This is a genomic window from Caulobacter mirabilis, assembly GCF_002749615.1.
GTDB lineage: Bacteria > Pseudomonadota > Alphaproteobacteria > Caulobacterales > Caulobacteraceae > Caulobacter > Caulobacter mirabilis.
Genome location: NZ_CP024201.1, coordinates 2,123,260 through 2,141,467, shown reverse-complemented (window position 1 = coordinate 2,141,467; position 18,208 = coordinate 2,123,260). Strand labels below are relative to the sequence as shown.

Genomic DNA, 18,208 nt, shown 5'->3' with positions numbered 1-18,208 from the left:
AGGTAAGCGGGACCCGGGCTCCCTTTCAGAAATTCTGAACTTGCGTGATAGCGGCCGGACACGATCTAGGGGCCAGGGAACCCGCTACACCGAGCCTTTTCATGACCGTCGCGCCCAGCGTCCTCGACCTCATCGGAAACACGCCCCTGATCCGCCTCAAGGCCGCCAGCGAGGCGACCGGCTGCGAGATTCTGGGCAAGGCCGAATTCCTCAATCCCGGCCAGTCCGTGAAGGACCGGGCGGCGCTGTGGATCATTCGCGACGCCGAGCGGAGGGGGCTGCTGCGGCCTGGCGGACGGATCGTCGAGGGCACCGCCGGCAACACCGGCATCGGTCTGGCGATGGTCGGCCGGGCGCTGGGCTACCAGACCACCATCGTCATTCCGCGCACCCAGAGCCAGGAGAAGAAGGACGCCATCCGCCTGGCCGGCGCCGAGTTGGTCGAGGTCGACGCCGTCCCCTACTCCAATCCCGACAACTACGTCCGCTATTCCGGCCGCCTGGCCGAGGATCTGGCCAGGACCGAGCCGAACGGCGCGATCTGGGCCAACCAGTTCGACAATGTCGCCAACCGCCAGGCCCACCTCGACTCCACGGGCCCGGAGATCTGGGACCAGACCGGCGGCAAGGTCGACGGCTTCATCTGCGCGGTGGGCTCGGGCGGCACCCTGGCCGGCGTCGCCGCCGCGCTGCGCGAGCGGAACCCCGACGTGAAGATCGGCCTGGCCGACCCCTTCGGCGCGGCCCTGTACAGCTACTACAAGACCGGCGAGCTGAAATCGGAGGGGACCTCGATCTCCGAAGGCATCGGCCAGGGGCGGATCACCGCCAACCTCGAGGGACTGGAGGTCGATTTCCCGTTCCAGGTCGACGACGCCGACATGCTGACCACGATCTTCGATCTGGTCGAGCATGAGGGCCTGTGCCTGGGCGGATCAACGGGCATCAATGTCGCCGGAGCGGTGAAGCTGGCGCGCGAGCTGGGACCGGGCCACACCATCGTGACGGTGTTGTGCGACTACGGATCGCGCTATCAGTCGAAGCTGTTCAATCCGGCGTTCCTCAAGGAGCGCGGCCTTCCCGTCCCGGGGTGGCTTCAAGGGGAATAAGCGCATGGCCGATCCGATCGTCACCACCGCCTGGCTGGCCGACCACCTGGGCGCCCCGGACGTGAGGATCGTGGACGCCAGCTGGTACTTCCCGCAGGAGGAGCGCGACGCCCGGGCCGAGTTCGAACTGGCCCACGTCCCCGGCGCGGTCTTCTTCGACATCGACGAGATCTCCGACGAGACCTCGAGCCTGCCGCACATGCTGCCCAGCCCGGTGAAGTTCGCCTCGCGGGTGCGCCGGCTGGGACTGGGCGACGGCGCCAAGATCGTCGTCTACGACCAGCTCGGCCTGCGTTCGGCGGCGCGGGTCTGGTGGACCTTCCGCGTCATGGGCCATGAGGACGTGGCGGTCCTCGACGGCGGCCTGCCCAAATGGATCGCCGAAGGCCGCCCGATCGAAGACGGCCCGGCCGCGCCGCGCGACCGCCACTTCACCGCCCGCTACAGCAACGACCTGGTCCGCGACCTGAACCAGGTCAAGCGCGCCCTGGACGGCGGAACCGCCCAGCTGGTCGACGCCCGCCCCGCCGCCCGCTTCGCCGGCGAGGCCCCTGAACCGCGCGAAGGTCTGCGCGGCGGCCATATGCCCGGCGCCGCAAACGTCCCCTCCTCCGCCCTGCTGGCGCCGGATGGAACCCTGAAGACCCCGGAACAACTCACGGACCTGTTTGAGAAAGCTGGCGTCGACCTGAAGAAGCCGATCATCACCACCTGCGGCTCGGGCATTACGGCGGCCATGCTGTCGCTGGCCCTGGCCCGCGTCGGCAGGGACCGTGTCCCGGTCTACGACGGCTCCTGGGCCGAATGGGGCGCCCGCGAGGACACCGCGATCGTCACGGGCTAGGCCGGCCCTAGCGGATCGGCGGCGCGTACATCAGGCCTGGCTTGGCGGCGTTCCACGGGGCGTTCATCCCCCGCTCCAGCTTCAGGGCCGAGTCGGCGCCAAGGTCGCGCTCGAACAGCTCGCCGTAGTTGCCGACCGCCTTGATCGCCCTCAGAGCCCAGCGGTCGTCCAGGCCCAGCATGCCGCCATAGCCGGTGTCCGAGCCCAGCAGCCGCCGCACCTCCGGGTTGGTCGACTCCTCGGCCATCCGGTCCGCGTCCTTGGCCGTGACGCCCAGTTCCTCTGCCAGGATCAGGGCGTTCAGGGTCCAGCGCACCACATCGGTCCAGCCCGGGTCGCCCTGGCGCACGGCCGGCCCCAGCGGCTCCTTTGAGATCACATCCGGCAGCAGCACATGGGCCGCCGGGTCGGTCAGCGTCGCCCGGGCCGAGGCCAGCGCCGAGACGTCCGCCGACAGCACGTCGCAGTCCTCGCGCTGGTAGGCCTGGCGCAGGGCCGCCTCGGTCTTGGCCTGGACCGGGGTCCAGTTGATCGATCGGGCCTTGAACCAGTCGCGCAGATTGGCCTCGGTGGTCGAGCCGCTGAGGACGCAGACCTTGGCTCCCGACAGCTCGGCGGCGCTCTGCAGCTCCAGGCTCTTGGGCGCCAGGAAACCCTGGCCGTCGTAGTAGCTGACCCCGGCGAAATCGATCGCCTCGCCGGCGTCGCGCGTGAAGGTCCAGCTGGTGTTGCGCGACAGCAGATCGACCTGGCCGCCCTTGAGCGCGGCGAAGCGCAGGTCGGTGGTCAGGGGAACGAACTCGACCCTGCCCGGATCGCCCAGCACCGCGGCGGCCACCGCCCGGCAGAAGTCGACGTCGAAGCCGCGCCAGCGTCCGCCCGCATCCTTCTGGGCGAAGCCGGCCAGGCCGGGATTGACGCCGCAGCGCAGGACGCCCCGCGCCTTGACCGCCTTGAGCGTCGGACTGGCCGCCGTGGCGTCGCGCGCGGCGGCCGTCACCGGCGCGGCGTCCTCCGGCACGACCACCGGCGCCGGTTTTCGCTCGCAGGCCGCCGCCGAGAGGGACAGCAGAACGAGGAGCGCCGCACGTTTCACCGGGAGCCTTTCTTGATCGTCGGCGCCCGCGCGCCGTAAGAGGGGGCGCGATCATCGCCCTCCCCCTACGCCTATGGCAATCCGCATGGACGAAGAAACCCGCCTGATTCACACCGGCCTTGAGGCCGAATGCGACGCCCGCACGGTCGGACCAGCCGTCCAGCGCGGCTCGACCGTGCTGCTGCCCAACGCCGCGGCCCTGTACGACGGCACGCTCGGCTACGGCCGCGCCGGCCTGTCCGCGCAGTTCGCGCTGCAGCAGGCGCTGGCCGAGCTGGAGGGCGCCAAGGCGGTTTCGCTGTTCCCGTCGGGCCTGGCGGCGGTGACGGCCTCGCTCCTAGCGGTGCTGAAAGCGGGCGACCACATCCTGGTCGTCGACAGTGTCTACAAGCCGGTGCGCCAGTTCTGCGACGCCGTGCTCGCGCGGTTCGCGGTGGAGACGAGCTACTATGACCCGCGCCTGGACGCCGACGCCCTGTTGGCCCAGGCGAAACCGAACACGCGGCTGATCCTGCTCGAATCGCCGGGCTCGCTGACCTTCGAGATCCAGGACGTCGCCGCCATCGCGGCCGCGGCCAGGGCGAGAGGCGTCCTGACGGTCATCGACAACACCTGGGCCGCCGGCCTGCTGTTCAAGCCCCTGGCCCATGGCGTCGACATCAGCGTCCAGGCCCTGACCAAATACGTCTGCGGCCACTCCGACGTCTTCCTGGGCAGCGCGGCGACCAACGATCCGAAGCTGGCCCTCGCCCTGGAGGATTCCGTCCACGAGCATGGCTGGCAGGTGGCCGGCGAGGAGGCCTATCAGGCGCTGCGCGGCCTGCGCACCCTGCCGACCCGCATGGCCCGCCACGGCCAGAGCGGCCTGGCCGTGGCGAACTGGCTGGCGCGGCAGCCGGAGGTGCTGCGGGTGATCCATCCCGCCCTGCCGGGCGATCCGAACCACGCCCTGTGGAAGCGCGACTACAGCGGCGCCTGCGGCCTGTTCGCCTTCGTGCTCCAGCCTGGGCCGGAGAAGGCCGTGGAGGCTCTCCTCGACCGGCTGGAGCTGTTCGGCCTGGGCTTCTCCTGGGGCGGGTTCGAGAGCCTGGCCATCCACTGCGGGCCCCAGCTCAAGCGCCGCCGCCACGCCATCGACCACGGCGGCCCCGTGGTGCGGCTGCACGTGGGGCTCGAGGCGGTCGACGACCTGACGGCGGACCTGCGGCGGGGGTTGGACGCCTACGCGTCAGCCGTTCTTTGAGCGGGACGCCTCACGCCAGTACGGAACCCCCTTCACCAGCTCCAGCTGGCTGTACCTCGTGTCCCCCGTCCAGTTCAAACCGTCCCTCAAGAGCGCGTTCGCTCGGGTGACGGTGACCGTGTGGGCGCTGTCGTTCATGACCACGATACGCGTCCCCAAAGGCGCTCCGGTGAAGTCGGTGATGGTCAGATTGTCTGTCAGAGCCGGCGCTCGGACAATCAGCGGCGCGCCCGGCGCAAGCCTTGAAAGGCTCACATCGACGGTGATGGTCCCGCTGGTCTGAGGGATGTCGATCACCGACGGCGCGCCGACGCCGTGGGCGCGGCCGCGCGGAACGTCGATCGGGGTCGCCGCCAGGCACCGCGAGAAGTGATTGTCGCCCACGCTGCAGGTGATCGTGGCGTTCGGGTGGACGTTGAAGCCCTTGTGCGCGCGGTTCTGCACGTAGTCGTGGATATTGCCGCTGACGACCATCGCCCCGGCCGCGGCGCTGGAGATCGAGATGCAATAGCCATAGGTCTCGGTCCCGCCGTCGGCGGCCATCGGGACCCGCAGATCCCCGAAGACGTTGCCTGTCACCACGCCGCCCAACTGACCTGCGCCGAGATTGATCCCCACCCCGGCCCAGTTCTCGATCACATTGTTGGCGATCACGTATTTCCGCGTCGCGACGGTCGCCCGGATCGAGCCGGCCTCGGCGCTGTCGACCTGGCCGTATCCCCGGATGGTGTTGCCCATGACCACGAAGCGCTCATGGCTGGTTCCGCCGGGAAAACCGCCCCGCAGCTCGAAGCCGCTGACCGGGTTCAGCCCGGAAACCGCCGTCCCGTCGGGCAGGTTGGCGTCGATGACGTTGCCGACGGCGATGTTGTCGTAGCCAGCGTAGGTTTCCGCCGCGCCTGAGCCGGTGGTCAGGGACACTCCGCGGGCCGCGCCGTAGACGTGGCAGCCGATCACCTTCACGCCGTAGGCGCCATGGGTGTCGATGGCCTGCCAGAGCTTGGGGCCAATGACCGTAAGGCCGTGGACCAGCACATTCCGGCAGAACGGGTTCGCCGCTCGCGGCGTGCCGGCGTTGGGATCAGAGGCATAGCCGGTGCTGTCGTGGGACAGGGCCAGGCCGTAGGCGTTGCCGCTCGTCCCGGCCGCGTTCAGCATCTCGATCCGCCCGCCGCGCACCTGGGCGTCGTTGCAGGACCAGAGGCCGACGCCGACGTAGGCGCAGTCGGCCACATCCGTGTCCAGGATCAGGATCCGGTCGGACCATTTGGCGTAGACGCCGTATGCGCCCGAGCCCTCCAGGCGGCACCGGTCCAGGACGAAGCCGGCTGCGCGCGAGGCCGAGGAGGCCCCCTGCTGGCGCAGCAGGACGTGCGCCCCGACATAGGCGCCCTGACCGCCAGTCCCTTTGAAAGCGATGTTGGTGAAGGTCGGGCGAGCCGAGGCCGCGATCTCCACGCAGCCCTGGCCGCTGGGCATGGCCGAGAAGTTGAAGCCGCCGTTGGACAGGTGCAGCGTCTTGCTCACCGTCAGTTGCGACACGCCGTAGGTTCGTCCGCCCAGGTCGATGGCGGCGCCCGCCGGGGCGGCGGCGATCAGGCTGGCCCAGCCCGCGGTGTCGTCGCCGACGCCGTCCGCGCCGAAGTCCGCCGGATCGATCACATCGCCCAGCTTGGCCAGACCGGTGCGCGCCGCCGCGCCCGCCTCCGGCCGCTGGAAGCGTGTCGACAGCTGCGGGTCGCCGGCAACGCCGTCGCCGTTCCCGATCGCGATCAGGTCGGCGCCGACAAGCGTCCGCAGCGCCCAGGCGTCAGCGCCGGTGCGCGCGGCAAGGCCGGTTCCGGTCAGGGCCGCGAGGGCCGCCAGATCCGAGTCATAGGGTTGGTCTGCCATGGGTATGAACCTCTCACTTTCGATCCCGCCGCTCGCGGGACCGGTTCCACATCGATTGACGAGGCGGATCGCGCCGCCCCCTCCCGGCCGGCGGAGGCGAGATGGCGAGCCTGGGCCGCCCTTCCCCCGATCGGTCGTGGGAAGAGGCTAGCGAGGGCCAGAAGGCTGGAGGCGTGAAAGAAAATGCGCCGCGTCTCGGGAATCATCGGTCACGCGCGCGAAGACCTTGCCCCGAGACCGAAGGCGTTCGATCCGACACGTCGAGCGGCGTCGCCTCAGGGCTGCAGCGGCATCGTCGTGGGCGAGATCGGCGTGATGTTCAGCGTTCCGTCGACAAAGCAACCGCCGCCCGGGAAGTAGACCATGTCGAACTTGGCGTCCTGGTTGGGGCCGTCGATGACGATCCCGCTCAGCGTGCCGTTGCAGGGTGGAATGCTGGAGGTGAAACCGGTCACGTCGATCATCCCCCCTGCGCTGGAGCTCGAGGTGACGAGCGCGGGCCAACCGAAGCCCGAAAGAAGGACGGTCGCACAGACGGGGTGCCCCGGCGCGATGGTCGCCGAGGTGATCTGGCCGTTGCCGGCGGCGTTGACCTGAAGCGTCAGGTCGACGTTGCATTGAACCGTGATCCCGCTGCCCATCTGCAGCTGCCCTTGCAGCGACCACTGCCCCGGCGCCGAGGTGAAGGTCTGGGCCGAGGCGGCGCCGGACATCGAAATGGCCGCCAGGGCCGCCGCCGCGAACAGAACGGTCTTCATGTCGTCCCTCCTGAGGCGGGACCCGCCATGCCCGGCCGGTCGGCGGCCGAGATCGCGGCGCCCCCTGACGTCTCGCGCTAGTTGGTGATCGAAAGGCTGAAGCCGCCGGTCTGGCTGAGCGTCCCGTTGATAGTGCAGCCGCCCGGCACATAGGCGTTCATGAAGGTCATGTACGGCGCGGAATCCCACCAATCCACGCGCACGTCGCCCCAGCAAGTGTTGCCAAACACGTTCGTCAGGCGGAGGCCTCTGATCTCAAGTCCCGTGGCCGGGGTCGGAGTCGGAGACCATGAGGGCCGGGTCACCCTGATCTCATAGGGGAACGAACCGAACGACACCAGGTTGCAAAGGCCGCCCGAGAGGCTCGCGCTGTCGACGTAGGCCTGATTGTCGCCGTTCATGTCCTTGAAGGTCGTCCGAATCTCCAGCTCCATGTCGCAGTTCAGGTTTAGATTGCCGTCGAAGATGTCGACCGATCCCCTGAACCGCATGAACGCCGTCGCCTCCGGGCTGAAGGTGGCGGCCTGGGCGGCCGTGGCGGCCAGAAGCGCCAGAGCGCTCACAGCCGGGACGAACAGCGTCTTCCTCATGTCTCGCCTCCCCTCGGTGCAGGTTCCCCAAGAATGCAATCTTTAGGCGAGTCGACTGTCATTGATGTAAATTTGATTGTCGAGTCAAAAACACCGACCCCAAAACGCGCGCGCCGGCCAAACCGCCGGGCGATCCATGCTTGTCAGGGGGTGACGGCGGGCGTCGCGGTCCGGAGCCCCGGACCAGAGAGCGATCGGCCCCGGCGCCGATCGGCGCTCGCGATGATCCATACACGGACCGCGCCCGCGGCCCGATGGCGACCCCAGCAGGACTCGAACCTGCAACCGTCCGCTTAGAAGGCGGATGCTCTATCCGGTTGAGCTATGGGGCCTGACGCCGTCGGGCGTGAGAACTCAGTGGGTCCAGGGTTGCTTGCGGCCCGCCGCGAAGTTGTCGGCGTAGGCCTTGATGATCGGCTTGGGCTCCTTCGGCTCGAACAGCTGGAAGGCGATGCCGTGATGCTGCGCGTAGGCCACCGCCTCGTCGCGGGTCTCGAAGGTCAGGCGGACCTGGCCGTTCATGTCGGTCGACTGGGTCCAGCCGGTCAGCGGATCGATCCGCTTGGCGGCGGCCGGTTCGAACTCCAGCATCCAGTCTCTGGTCTTGGCCTTGCCGGACTGCATGGCGGTCTTGGCGGGGCGGAAGATGCGGGCGAGCATGACGGGCCTCTCAGATCGATCTTTCCGTGGTGGTCGGGGCGAGAGGATTCGAACCTCCGACCCTCTGGTCCCAAACCAGATGCGCTACCAGGCTGCGCCACACCCCGCACGTCACGGAAGCGCCCGCTCTACTAGGGTTCGACGCGCCGGGCAATGCATGCGGGCTTCACGGACGCAGGCCCCTCTTGATGATCGCGATGATGTCCTCCCTGTAGTTCAGGTCGAACGCGAAGAGCGCGGCGTAGACCGGCGCCACGGAGCCGGCGACCAGCATGTCGCCCCTCACTCCGAAGACCATCCAATCCAGCCGATCGGCTATCTGAAACAGCAGCACCAAGGCCGCCGGGATCACGCCCCAGGTAACGACCCTCGGAACACGCACCCTTCTCTCCTCCCTTTGCGGACGGCGAGCTTAGCCGACCGGGACGCCCATACCATTGGATGAGCCGCTCCGGCGTAACACCGATAGACGAACCGCCTCTTTATGTTTCCCTTATGCCCGCTGCTCGAAGGCCGTCTCGAAGCCTGACGCCCCCGGGAGCAGATGACGCACTCAAGAAAGCCGGCCGTCGCCGGCTCGGAGCGGGCTGATGTCTGATCTCATCTTTCTCGCCGCGGGGCTCGGGAGCTTCGCGGCCTTCTGGTTTTTCGTCGTCGGTCTGGAGCGCCTTTAGCCATGACCCTGATGCTGATCTGGGGCGCCGGCGTGGTCGTCGTCGCCGCCTACATGGTGGTCGCGCTGCTGCGGCCCGAAAAGTTCTGACGGAGCGCCGTTAAATGACCTGGCAAGGTTGGGCGGAAGTCGCCCTCACCCTTGGACTGTCCGTGGCCATCGCCTGGCCCCTGGGCGTCTATCTTTCGCGCGTCTGGAACGGCGAGCGCACCTGGCTCGATCCGGTGCTGCGCCCCGTCGAGCGCCTGTTCTACGCCGCCGGCGGCATTGACCCGAAGAAGGGCCAGGGCTGGAGCGCCTATGCCTTCGCGCTGCTGGCCTTCAACGCCGTGGGCTTCCTGGCGGTCTACCTGATCCTGCGCTTCCAGGATCTGCTGCCGCTGAACCCGCAAGGCTTCGACGGCCTGTCGTCGCATCTGGCGTTCAACACCGCCGTCAGCTTCGTGACCAACACCAACTGGCAGTCCTACGGCGGCGAGACGACCATGTCGGCGTTCAGCCAGATGGCCGGCCTGACGGTGCAGAACTTCCTGTCCGCCGCCACCGGCGCGACGATCGCCGCCGCCCTCGCCCGCGCCTTCGCCGGCAACCGGCTGACGGACCTCGGCAACTTCTGGGCCGACATGGTCCGCACGACCCTGTACTTCCTGCTGCCGCTGGCCATCGTGGTGGCGCTGGTCCTGGTCGCGCTCGGCGTGCCCCAGACCCTCGCCGCCTCGGCGACCGCCCATACGCTCGAAGGCGCCGACCAGAAGATCTCGCTGTTCCAGGTCGCCAGCCAGCTGTCGATCAAGCAGCTGGGCATCAACGGCGGCGGCATCTTCAACGTCAACTCGGCGCACCCGCTCGAGAACCCCACCCCGCTGACCAACCTGATCACGGCCGTATCGATCAACGTGCTGGGCTGGGCCGCCTTCTTCGCCTTCGGCCGCACGGCCCTGGCGCGCAAGGAAATCCGCGCCCTGGTCGCCGCCGCCGCCATCCTGCTGTCGGCCGGGGCCAGCGCCATCTACTGGTCCGAGACCCAGCCGGCCCCGGCCCTGGCCGCGGCCCATGTCGAAGCCTCGCAGAACATGGAAGGCAAGGAGCAGCGCTTCGGCGCCGCCGCCTCCGCCGCCTGGGCGGCCCAGACCACGGGCGCCTCGAACGGCTCGGTCAACTCCATGCACGCCAGCTACATGCCGCTGGGCGGCGCGGTGACCATGTTCCTGATGATGCTGGGCGAGATCCTGCCCGGCGGCATCGGCTCGGGCATCGCGGTGATGGTGGTCATGGCCCTGCTGTCGGTGTTCGTCGCCGGGCTGATGGTCGGCCGCACGCCCGAATACCTGGGCAAGAAGGTCGAGGCGCGCGAGATCAAGCTGGCCATGCTGGCCGTGCTGGTGATCCCGCTGTCGATCCTCTGCTTCAGCGCGGTCGCCGCCGTCCTGCCGGTGGCGCTGAAGGGCCTCCTGAACAGCGGGCCGCACGGCCTGTCGGAGATCCTCTACGCCTACACCTCGACGACGGCGAACAACGGCTCGGCCTTCGCCGGCCTGACCGCCAACGCGCCCTGGTGGAACACCACGCTCGGCTTCGCCATGCTGCTCGGCCGGTTCGTGCCCGCCGTCGCCGTCCTGGCCATCGCCGGCAGCGTCGCCATCAAGCCCAAGCTCGCCCCCACGGCCGGCACCCTGCCGACCGACAGCGGCCAGTTCGTCGGGCTGCTGATCGGGGTGATCCTGATCCTCGGCGGCCTGCAATTCTTCCCCGCTCTCGCCCTCGGCCCGATCGTCGAGCACTTCCAAGCGCTGATCGCGCTTGGCGGGCGCTGAGTTCAAAGGTCCCAGAGACATGACCTCTACAGACACCGCACTGGGCGCCAACCGGCGCAAGGCTTCCGCCCTGGCCTCCGGGCTGTCGGCCGAGATCCTCGGCCGCGCCGCCCGCGACGCCTTCGTCAAACTCGACCCGCGCAAGCTGGTCGGCAATCCGGTGATCTTCGCCACCGAGATCGTGGCCATCCTGGCCACCCTCTCGGCCATCGTCGCGGTGGCGACGGGGACGGCGGCGGGCTTCGCAATCCAGATCGCCCTCTGGCTCTGGGCCACCGTTCTCTTCGCCAACCTGGCGGAGAGCGTGGCCGAGGGCCGGGGCAAGGCCGCCGCCGACGCCCTGCGCGCCACCCGCGTCACCACCAAGGCCAAGCTGATCGTCGACCCCGTGCGCGGGACCATCGTCCCCACCCCGGCCCATGAGCTGGGCGTCGGCGAGATCGTCCTGGTCGAGGCCGGCGACGTGATCCCCGCCGACGGCGAGATCATCGAAGGCGTCGCCTCGGTCAACGAGGCCGCCATCACCGGCGAAAGCGCGCCCGTCATCCGCGAGAGCGGCGGCGACCGCAGCGCGGTGACCGGCGGAACCACCGTGGTCTCCGACTGGATCAAGGTGCGCATCACGGCGGAGGCGGGCCAGACCTTCCTTGACCGCATGATCGCGATGGTCGAGGGCGCCCAGCGCCGCAAGACGCCCAACGAGATCGCCCTGGCCGTGCTGCTGGCCGGCCTGACCCTGGTCTTCCTGATCGCCGTGGTCAGCCTGCTGGGCCTGGGCGCCTACTCCGGCGTGAAGCTGGACCCGATGGTGCTCGGCGCGCTGTTCGTGACGCTGATCCCGACGACCATCGGCGGCCTGCTGTCGGCCGTCGGCATCGCCGGCATGGACCGGCTGCTGAAGGTCAACGTCCTGGCCACCTCTGGCCGGGCGGTCGAGGCCGCCGGCGACGTCGACACCCTGCTGCTCGACAAGACCGGCACCATCACCTTCGGCAACCGCATGGCCGTCGAGGTCATCCCCGCCCCCGGCGTGCGCCCCGAGCGCGCCCTGGAAGCGGCCCTGATGGCCTCGTTGGGCGACGAGACGCCGGAAGGGCGCTCTATCGTCGAACTGGCCCGCGGCCAGGGCGTGGCGGCGGAAGCCCCCGCGGGCGCCGAGCTGATCGCCTTCAGCGCCACGACGCGGCAATCCGGCCTGACCGCCGGCGACCGCAGCTGGCGCAAGGGCGCGGTGGACGCGGTGCTGCGCAGCCTGGACCTCTCCGCCGAGCAGGTCCCGGCCGAGGTCACCGCCGCCGTCGACCGTATCGCCCGCTCGGGCGGCACGCCGCTGGCGGTCAGCGAGAACGGCGCCCTGATCGGCGTCATCCACCTGAAGGACGTCGTGAAGCCGGGCGTGAAGGAGCGGTTCGCGGACCTGCGCCGCATGGGTCTGCGCACGGTGATGATCACCGGCGACAACCCGGTGACCGCCGCGGCGATCGCCTCCGAGGCCGGCGTGGACGACTTCCTGGCCGAGGCCACCCCCGAGGACAAGCTGCGGCTGATCCGCGAGGAACAGGCCAAGGGCCGGCTGGTCGCCATGTGCGGCGACGGCGCCAACGACGCCCCGGCCCTCGCCCAGTCGGACGTCGGCGTGGCCATGCAGACCGGCGCCCAGGCCGCCCGCGAGGCCGGCAACATGGTCGACCTGGACAGCGACCCGACCAAGGTCATCGAGATCGTCGAGGTCGGGAAGCAGATGCTGATCACCCGCGGCGCCCTGACGACCTTCTCGATCGCCAACGACGTGGCCAAGTACTTCGCCATCATCCCCGCGATGTTCGTGGTCGGTCTGCCGGCGCTTGGCGCGCTGAACATCATGGGCCTGCACAGCCCGCAGAGCGCGATCCTGTCGGCGGTGATCTTCAACGCCATCATCATCGTGCTGCTGATCCCGCTGGCCCTGCGCGGCGTGCGCTACCGGGCGATCGGGGCGGCCAACCTGCTCAGCCGCAACCTGCTCATCTACGGCCTGGGCGGCCTGATCGCCCCGTTCATCGGCATCAAGCTGATCGACATGGTCGTCTCGGCCCTGGGTCTGGCGTGATGAGGGTTCGTTCGATGTCGCCGCTCAAACGTGAGTTCATCGTTTCCGCCTCGCTGATCGGGTTGCTGTTCGCCTGCGCCCTGATCGGCGGCGCCTTCTAGACCAAAGGACAAGCGCCATGCTTTCCGTCATCCGTCCGGCCGTCGTCTCGGTCGTCCTGTTCACCGGCGTTCTCGGGATCGCCTATCCGCTGGCCATCACGGGCGTCGCCCAGGCGGCCTTCCCCAGCCAGGCCAACGGCAGCCTGATCACCGACGCCAAGGGCAAGGTGGTCGGCTCGGCCTTCGTCGGGCAGAACTTCGCCAAGCCGCAGTACCTGCATCCCCGCCCCTCGGCGGCCGGCAGCAGCGGCTATGACGCCTCGGCCTCCTCGGGCTCCAACTACGGCCCGCTCAACGCCGACCTGGCCAAGCGGGTCGCCGAAAGCGCCGCCGCCCTGCGCGCCGAGGGGGCCAAGGCCATCCCGGCGGACGCGGTCACGACGTCCGGCTCGGGCCTCGACCCGGACATCTCGCCGGCCTTCGCCGAGCTGCAGGTCCAGCGAATCGCCGACGCCCGCGGCGTGACGCCGGCCCAGGTCCGGGAGGCGATCGCCGGGGCGACCAGCGACCGGACCTTCGGGATCCTCGGCCAGGCGCGGGTCAATGTGCTGAAGGCCAACCTGGCTCTCGACGCGCGCTGGCCGGTGCGTCAACTTCCGGCGTCATGACGCCTCAGGAACCACGACGCCCCGACCCGGACGCCCTGCTCGCGGCGGCCGGGAAGCCGGGCCGAGGAAGACTCAAGGTCTTCCTCGGCATGTCGCCCGGGGTCGGCAAGACCTACGAGATGCTGCGCGCCGCCCGACGCCGAAAGGCCGAGGGCGGCGACGTCGTTGTGGGCGTGGTCGAGACCCACGGCCGGCGCGAGACCCAGGCCCTGCTGCGGGGCCTGGACGTCATGGCTCGCCGGCCGATCGAGTATCGCGGCCACACCCTGATGGAGTTCGACATCGACGCGGCGCTGGAGCGCAAGCCCGGGCTGCTGCTGGTCGATGAATACGCCCACTCCAACGTTCCCGGCTCGCGCCATCCCAAGCGCTGGCAGGACGTCGAGGAGTTGCTCGCCGCGGGCATCGACGTCTGGACCACCCTGAACGTCCAGCACCTGGAAAGCCTAGTCGACGTGGTCTGGAAGATCACCGGCGTGCGCCAGCGCGAGACGGTGCCGGACAGCGCCCTCTCCCGCGCCGACGAGATCGAGCTGATCGACATCACGCCGACCGAGCTGCGCACGCGGATGGCCGAAGGCAAGGTCTACGTTCCCGAGACCGCGCGACTGGCCGCCGACCGCTTCTTCAAGACCGAGAACCTGACCGCCCTGCGCGAACTGGCCCTGCGCCGGGCCGCCCAGGCGGTGGACGACCAGTTGATCGGCGAGATGCGCCGGGCCGGGGTCGAGGGCCCCTGGGCCGCCGGCGAGCGGATCCTGGTGCTGCTCGGCGCCGACACCCAGGCCGCCTCGCTGGTGCGGGCCGGCCGGCGGCTGTCGGACATGATGATGGACGCCCCCTGGACGGTGGCCCACGTCGAGCGGCCCAACGCCGCCCCGGCCTCCGCCGCCGGCGCCACCCGGCTGAACGAAGCGCTGAAGCTGGCCGATCAGCTGGGCGGTTCGACCGTGGTCCTGACCGGCGACGACCTGGTCGGCAGCGTCCTGGACTACGCCCGCAACAACAACGTCACCCAGATCGTGTTGGGCAAGACCGCGCGCAGGGTCCGCAACCCATTCCGGCGGGCTCTGGTCCCGGCCCTGTTGCGCGAGTCCAGCGGCGCGGCGCTGCACATCGTCACCGATCACAGCCAGCCGGCGGCGGCGGCCCCTCCGCGCGCGCCCTTCACCCTGTCGACACAGGGATGGCGGGGCCATCTGGCGGCCATCGCCCTGGTCGCCCTGGCCGGCGTCACGGCGCATTTCATCGACGAACGGGCCGAGCAGGCCAACCTGGCGATGATCTTCATGCTCAGCGTGCTGGGCAGCGGCCTGGCCTTCGGCCTGTGGCCGGCGATCACCGCCGCGGCGCTGTCGGCGTTCCTCTACAACTTCTTCTTCCTGCAGCCGCACCTCAGCATCCGCATCGGCCATCCCGCGGACGTGCTGACGTTCATGGTGTTCTTCGCCACCGCCCTGACCACCGGCTGGCTAACCGGGCGCGTCCGGGACCAGGCCCGGATCGTGTCGCGGCGCGCGGCCTCGGTCTCGGCCCTGCTGGTCGCCAGCCGGCGGCTGTCCTCCTCGGCCCGCAAGGAGGACGCCGCCGCCGCCCTGGCCGAGCAGCTGGCCGCCGCCACCGGCGGGGCCGCCGTGGTGCTGACCCCGGTCGGCGACGACATCGCCGCCACGGCCGCCTCGCCCGGCGCCGAGGAGCTGGCCGCCGGCGACATGGCGGCCGCGCGCTGGTCCTGGGAGCGCGGCGAACCGGCCGGGGCTGGCACCGGCACCCTGCCCAACTCGGCCTGGACGTTCCGCCCGCTGCAGGGGATCAAGGCCCGCGCCGGCGTCGCCGGGGTGCATCCCTCGGCCCTGGCCACCGAGGAGGACGAACGCTTCGTCTCCGCCCTGCTCGACCAGGGCGCGGCGGCGCTGGAACGGGCCGAGTTCGCCGCCCAGGCCGCCGACGCCGAGGCCCTGCGCCGCACCGACCGCCTGCGCGGGGCGCTGCTGAACTCGGTGAGCCACGACCTGCGCACCCCGTTGTCGACGGTGCTGGGCTCGGTCACCACCCTGCTCGACTACGGCAAGTCGCTGAGCGCCAAGGTCCAGCGCGATCTGATGGAAAGCATCCGCGAGGAGGCGGAGCGGCTGAGCCGCTATGTCGGCGATCTGCTGGACATGACCCGGCTGGAGGGCGGCGCCGTCACCGCGCGGCAGGAGTGGGTCGACATCCGCGACGTCCTGCGGGCCGGCGTCGACCGCGTCCAGCGCCGCCTCGGCAAGCGCAAGGTGGCGCGCGACTTCCCGCCCGAGCTGTCCATGGTCAAGGCCGACCCGTCGCTGCTGGAACAGGCCCTGGTGAACATCCTCGAGAACGCCGTGGCCTACAGCCCGGACGGCTCGACCATCGAGGTCGCGGCCTACGAGGACCGCGGCAATGTGGTGATCAGCATCGAGGACGAGGGCCCCGGCATCCCGACCGCCGAGCTGGAGCGGGTGTTCGAGAAGTTCCGCCGTCTGGAGGAGCCGACCGATCGCGCCGCCGCCGCCGACCGCGGCAAGGGCGCCGGCCTGGGCCTGGCCATCTCCAAGGGCTTCGTCGAGGCCATGGGCGGCCGCATCGCCGCCGCCAGCCCCATCCATGATGGTCAGGGCACGCGGGTCCTGATCAGCCTGCCCAAGGACCGCGTCACCCCAGAGGGTCTGTTTTGACCGCCCAACGCCCCCGCATCCTCGTCATCGACGACGAGCCCCAGATCCACCGCTTCCTTGGTCCGGCGCTCGACGCGGCCGGCTATGAGCCGGTGCGGGCCGAGACCGCCGCCGACGGCCTGCGCGAGATCGCCCAGCGGGCGCCGGACGCGGTGGTGCTGGACCTGGGCCTGCCGGACCTGGACGGCAAGGAGGCCCTGGCCAAGGCCCGCGCCTTCTACGACGGCCCGATCCTGATCCTCTCGGCCCGGGACAAGGAGACCGAGAAGATCGACGCCCTGGACGCCGGCGCCGACGACTATGTCGAAAAGCCCTTCGGGGTCGGCGAGCTGCTGGCCCGGCTGCGGGTGGCGCTGCGCCATCGCATCCAGCGCACGGGGACCGATCCGCTGGTGGTCGCCGGCGACCTGACCGTGGACATGATCAAGCGGCTGGTCAGCCGCGCGGGCCAGGCCATCCGGCTGTCGCCCAAGGAATACGAGCTGCTGGTCCGGCTGATCGAGGGCAACGGCAAGGTCCTGACCCATCGCCAGCTCCTCACCGCCGTCTGGGGTCCCGCCCACACCGAGGATGTCCAGTACCTGCGCGTCTTCATCGCCCAGCTGCGCCAGAAGATCGAGATCGACCCGTCGACGCCGGTGCTGATCACGACAGAGCCAGGCGTGGGGTATCGGTGGATGGGGTAGGAGCAGCCTCGCCCTCGGCAGGGACACTGGTTTCGCACGCGCCTTCTGTCGCCGGCTTGGCGTATGACTCGATAGCGACCGATTCCTGAGCAGTGCGTGAAACATGAGGCCCGGCACCAGACGATCCGTTCTCACGGGAGCCGCCATGGCGCTGGCCGCACCCGTCGCCGCCCAGGCCCACGCGGACACGCCGCCGCGCGGCTACACCTGCCCGCCTTGCGGCTGCGTCGTGCACGGACGGCTGTTCTCGTCGCCTGGCGTTTGCCCCGTCTGCGGCATGAAGCTCGTCGCGGTGACGGCGCCCTCGGACGAGCCGGCCGCGGATTTCCCGGCGGTGCAACTGGAGATGCGCACGCCGCTTCCGCCGACGGCCGTTCCAAGCGCCGGTCGCGAGCATTTGATCTACGAACTGCATATCCGCAACTTCGGAGGCCGGCCGGTTTCTCTCGGTCGGCTCGAGGTCCTCGACGCGAATACTGGCGCGGAGGTCGCGCACTTCGAGAGAGCTGGTCTTGAGGCGCTTGTCGGCGCAGTCGGCCAGGATGCGCTGACGGTGGGCGGCGATGGCGTGATGCTCGGCGGCGGACGGAGCTGTGTCATCTTCCTTCGGCTGACCAGCGACAGCCCGGCCCCGGCGAAGCTCCTGCATCGTCTGCGTTCAGGCGCGGTCGTGACGACGGGCCAGACGATCGATGTCGCCCCGAGGCGGACGCTGAGGCGGCTGGGGCCTCCCCTGCAGGGGAGCGACTGGGTCCCGACGCACAACCCCGGAGCGGACGCTCACCACCGCGTCGGCCTGGTCACGATAGATGGGGCGGCCCGCATCGCGCGGCGCTACGCCATCGACTGGAAGCGGCGACGCGGAGGCGCTTGGCTGAGCGGCGATGAAGCGGACGTGCGCGCCTACTACGCCTACGGCCAGCCGGTTATCGCGGTGGCGGATGCGACCGTCGTCACGGCCGTCGACGGCTTCCCGGACAATCGGCCGCGAACCCGCGAAGGCTTCACGCCGGCCCTGGAGCTCAGCCTCGATTCGCTGGGCGGAAACGTCGTGATCCTGGATCTGGGCGATGGCCTGTTCGCCGGCTACGCGCATCTTCAACCCGGCAGCGTGATGGTCCGCGCGGGCGACCGCGTTCGACGCGGACAGGTGCTGGCCGCCATCGGAAACTCTGGCGACAGCCGTTGGCCACATCTGCATTTCCAGGTCAGCGATGGTCCAAGCCTGCTCGGGTCCGAGGGATTTCCCTACGTCATCGACGCCTACAGCGAAGTCACCGGGGACAAGAGCGACGCACGACGCGACGAACTGCCGATGCGCGACGCGAGGATCGATTTCGCCTGACGC

General features: G+C 69.8%; 16 protein-coding genes and 2 tRNA genes. 10 read left to right on the top strand and 8 right to left on the bottom strand.

Going from position 1 to position 18,208, the window contains the following annotated elements; genetic code table 11:
- Positions 1 to 101 precede the first annotated feature (101 nt).
- Both CSW64_RS10585 and sseA read left to right on the top strand, forming a co-directional pair.
- Complete coding sequence (locus CSW64_RS10585; RefSeq protein WP_099622073.1) at positions 102 to 1,109, top strand: cysteine synthase A; 1,008 nt, start codon at positions 102 to 104, stop codon at positions 1,107 to 1,109.
- A 4-nt stretch (positions 1,110 to 1,113) separates the two neighbouring features.
- Positions 1,114 to 1,953: a 3-mercaptopyruvate sulfurtransferase gene (gene sseA / locus CSW64_RS10580; RefSeq protein ID WP_099622072.1), complete on the top strand. Its 840-nt coding sequence runs from the start codon at positions 1,114 to 1,116 to the stop codon at positions 1,951 to 1,953.
- Between the two features lie 7 nt (positions 1,954 to 1,960).
- Here sseA and CSW64_RS10575 read toward each other — a convergent pair whose 3' ends face one another.
- A complete protein-coding gene (locus CSW64_RS10575) occupies positions 1,961 to 3,049 on the bottom strand; it encodes an amino acid ABC transporter substrate-binding protein (protein WP_099622071.1) in 1,089 nt (362 codons plus the stop codon).
- Between the two features lie 85 nt (positions 3,050 to 3,134).
- On the opposite strand from CSW64_RS10575, the gene metC reads away from it, so the two are divergent.
- A complete protein-coding gene (gene metC / locus CSW64_RS10570) occupies positions 3,135 to 4,292 on the top strand; it encodes a cystathionine beta-lyase (RefSeq protein ID WP_099622070.1) in 1,158 nt (385 codons plus the stop codon).
- Here metC and CSW64_RS10565 read toward each other — a convergent pair.
- From CSW64_RS10565 to CSW64_RS10535, 7 genes are all read right to left on the bottom strand, one after another.
- Positions 4,278 to 6,185: a right-handed parallel beta-helix repeat-containing protein gene (locus CSW64_RS10565; RefSeq protein ID WP_099622069.1), complete on the bottom strand. Its 1,908-nt coding sequence runs from the start codon at positions 6,183 to 6,185 to the stop codon at positions 4,278 to 4,280. The genes metC and CSW64_RS10565 overlap by 15 nt on opposite strands.
- A 275-nt stretch (positions 6,186 to 6,460) precedes the next feature.
- Positions 6,461 to 6,943 carry a hypothetical protein gene (locus CSW64_RS10560; RefSeq protein ID WP_099622068.1) on the bottom strand — a complete coding sequence of 161 codons (483 nt, stop codon included), beginning with the start codon at positions 6,941 to 6,943 and terminating at the stop codon, positions 6,461 to 6,463.
- Positions 6,944 to 7,020: 77 nt separating this feature from the next.
- Positions 7,021 to 7,533, bottom strand: a complete 513-nt coding sequence (locus CSW64_RS10555; RefSeq protein WP_099622067.1) for a hypothetical protein — start codon at positions 7,531 to 7,533, stop codon at positions 7,021 to 7,023.
- 255 nt (positions 7,534 to 7,788) lie between these two features.
- Positions 7,789 to 7,865: transfer RNA gene (locus CSW64_RS10550), tRNA-Arg, on the bottom strand.
- 22 nt (positions 7,866 to 7,887) lie between these two features.
- Positions 7,888 to 8,193: an ETC complex I subunit gene (locus tag CSW64_RS10545; RefSeq protein ID WP_099622066.1), complete on the bottom strand. Its 306-nt coding sequence runs from the start codon at positions 8,191 to 8,193 to the stop codon at positions 7,888 to 7,890.
- 30 nt (positions 8,194 to 8,223) lie between these two features.
- Positions 8,224 to 8,300 (bottom strand) — tRNA-Pro (locus CSW64_RS10540).
- Between the two features lie 59 nt (positions 8,301 to 8,359).
- The gene (locus CSW64_RS10535; protein WP_150131373.1) at positions 8,360 to 8,575 is read right to left on the bottom strand and encodes a hypothetical protein; all 216 of its coding nucleotides are present in this window, start codon (positions 8,573 to 8,575) and stop codon (positions 8,360 to 8,362) included.
- Between the two features lie 294 nt (positions 8,576 to 8,869).
- On the opposite strand from CSW64_RS10535, the gene CSW64_RS22480 reads away from it, so the two are divergent.
- The 7 genes from CSW64_RS22480 (at position 8,870) to CSW64_RS10500 (ending at position 18,205) form a co-directional block, all read left to right on the top strand.
- Positions 8,870 to 8,956, top strand: a complete 87-nt coding sequence (locus CSW64_RS22480) for a potassium-transporting ATPase subunit F (protein WP_099622064.1) — start codon at positions 8,870 to 8,872, stop codon at positions 8,954 to 8,956.
- Positions 8,957 to 8,970: 14 nt separating this feature from the next.
- Complete coding sequence (kdpA, locus tag CSW64_RS10525) at positions 8,971 to 10,680, top strand: potassium-transporting ATPase subunit KdpA (RefSeq protein WP_099622063.1); 1,710 nt, start codon at positions 8,971 to 8,973, stop codon at positions 10,678 to 10,680.
- A 19-nt stretch (positions 10,681 to 10,699) separates the two neighbouring features.
- A complete protein-coding gene (gene kdpB / locus CSW64_RS10520; RefSeq protein WP_099622062.1) occupies positions 10,700 to 12,769 on the top strand; it encodes a potassium-transporting ATPase subunit KdpB in 2,070 nt (689 codons plus the stop codon).
- A gap of 118 nt (positions 12,770 to 12,887) precedes the next feature.
- The gene (gene kdpC / locus CSW64_RS10515; RefSeq protein WP_099622061.1) at positions 12,888 to 13,478 is read left to right on the top strand and encodes a potassium-transporting ATPase subunit KdpC; all 591 of its coding nucleotides are present in this window, start codon (positions 12,888 to 12,890) and stop codon (positions 13,476 to 13,478) included.
- Positions 13,475 to 16,174, top strand: a complete 2,700-nt coding sequence (locus CSW64_RS10510) for a sensor histidine kinase (RefSeq protein WP_099622060.1) — start codon at positions 13,475 to 13,477, stop codon at positions 16,172 to 16,174. Before kdpC ends, CSW64_RS10510 begins: the two co-directional genes overlap by 4 nt.
- On the top strand, positions 16,171 to 16,860 hold the full coding sequence (locus CSW64_RS10505) for a response regulator (protein ID WP_099622059.1): 690 nt from the start codon (positions 16,171 to 16,173) through the stop codon (positions 16,858 to 16,860). The genes CSW64_RS10510 and CSW64_RS10505 overlap by 4 nt, the downstream gene beginning before the upstream one ends.
- A gap of 145 nt (positions 16,861 to 17,005) precedes the next feature.
- Entirely contained in the window at positions 17,006 to 18,205 is a 1,200-nt protein-coding gene (locus CSW64_RS10500) for a peptidoglycan DD-metalloendopeptidase family protein (RefSeq protein WP_172448512.1), read from the top strand.
- The last annotated feature ends 3 nt before the right edge of the window (positions 18,206 to 18,208 follow it).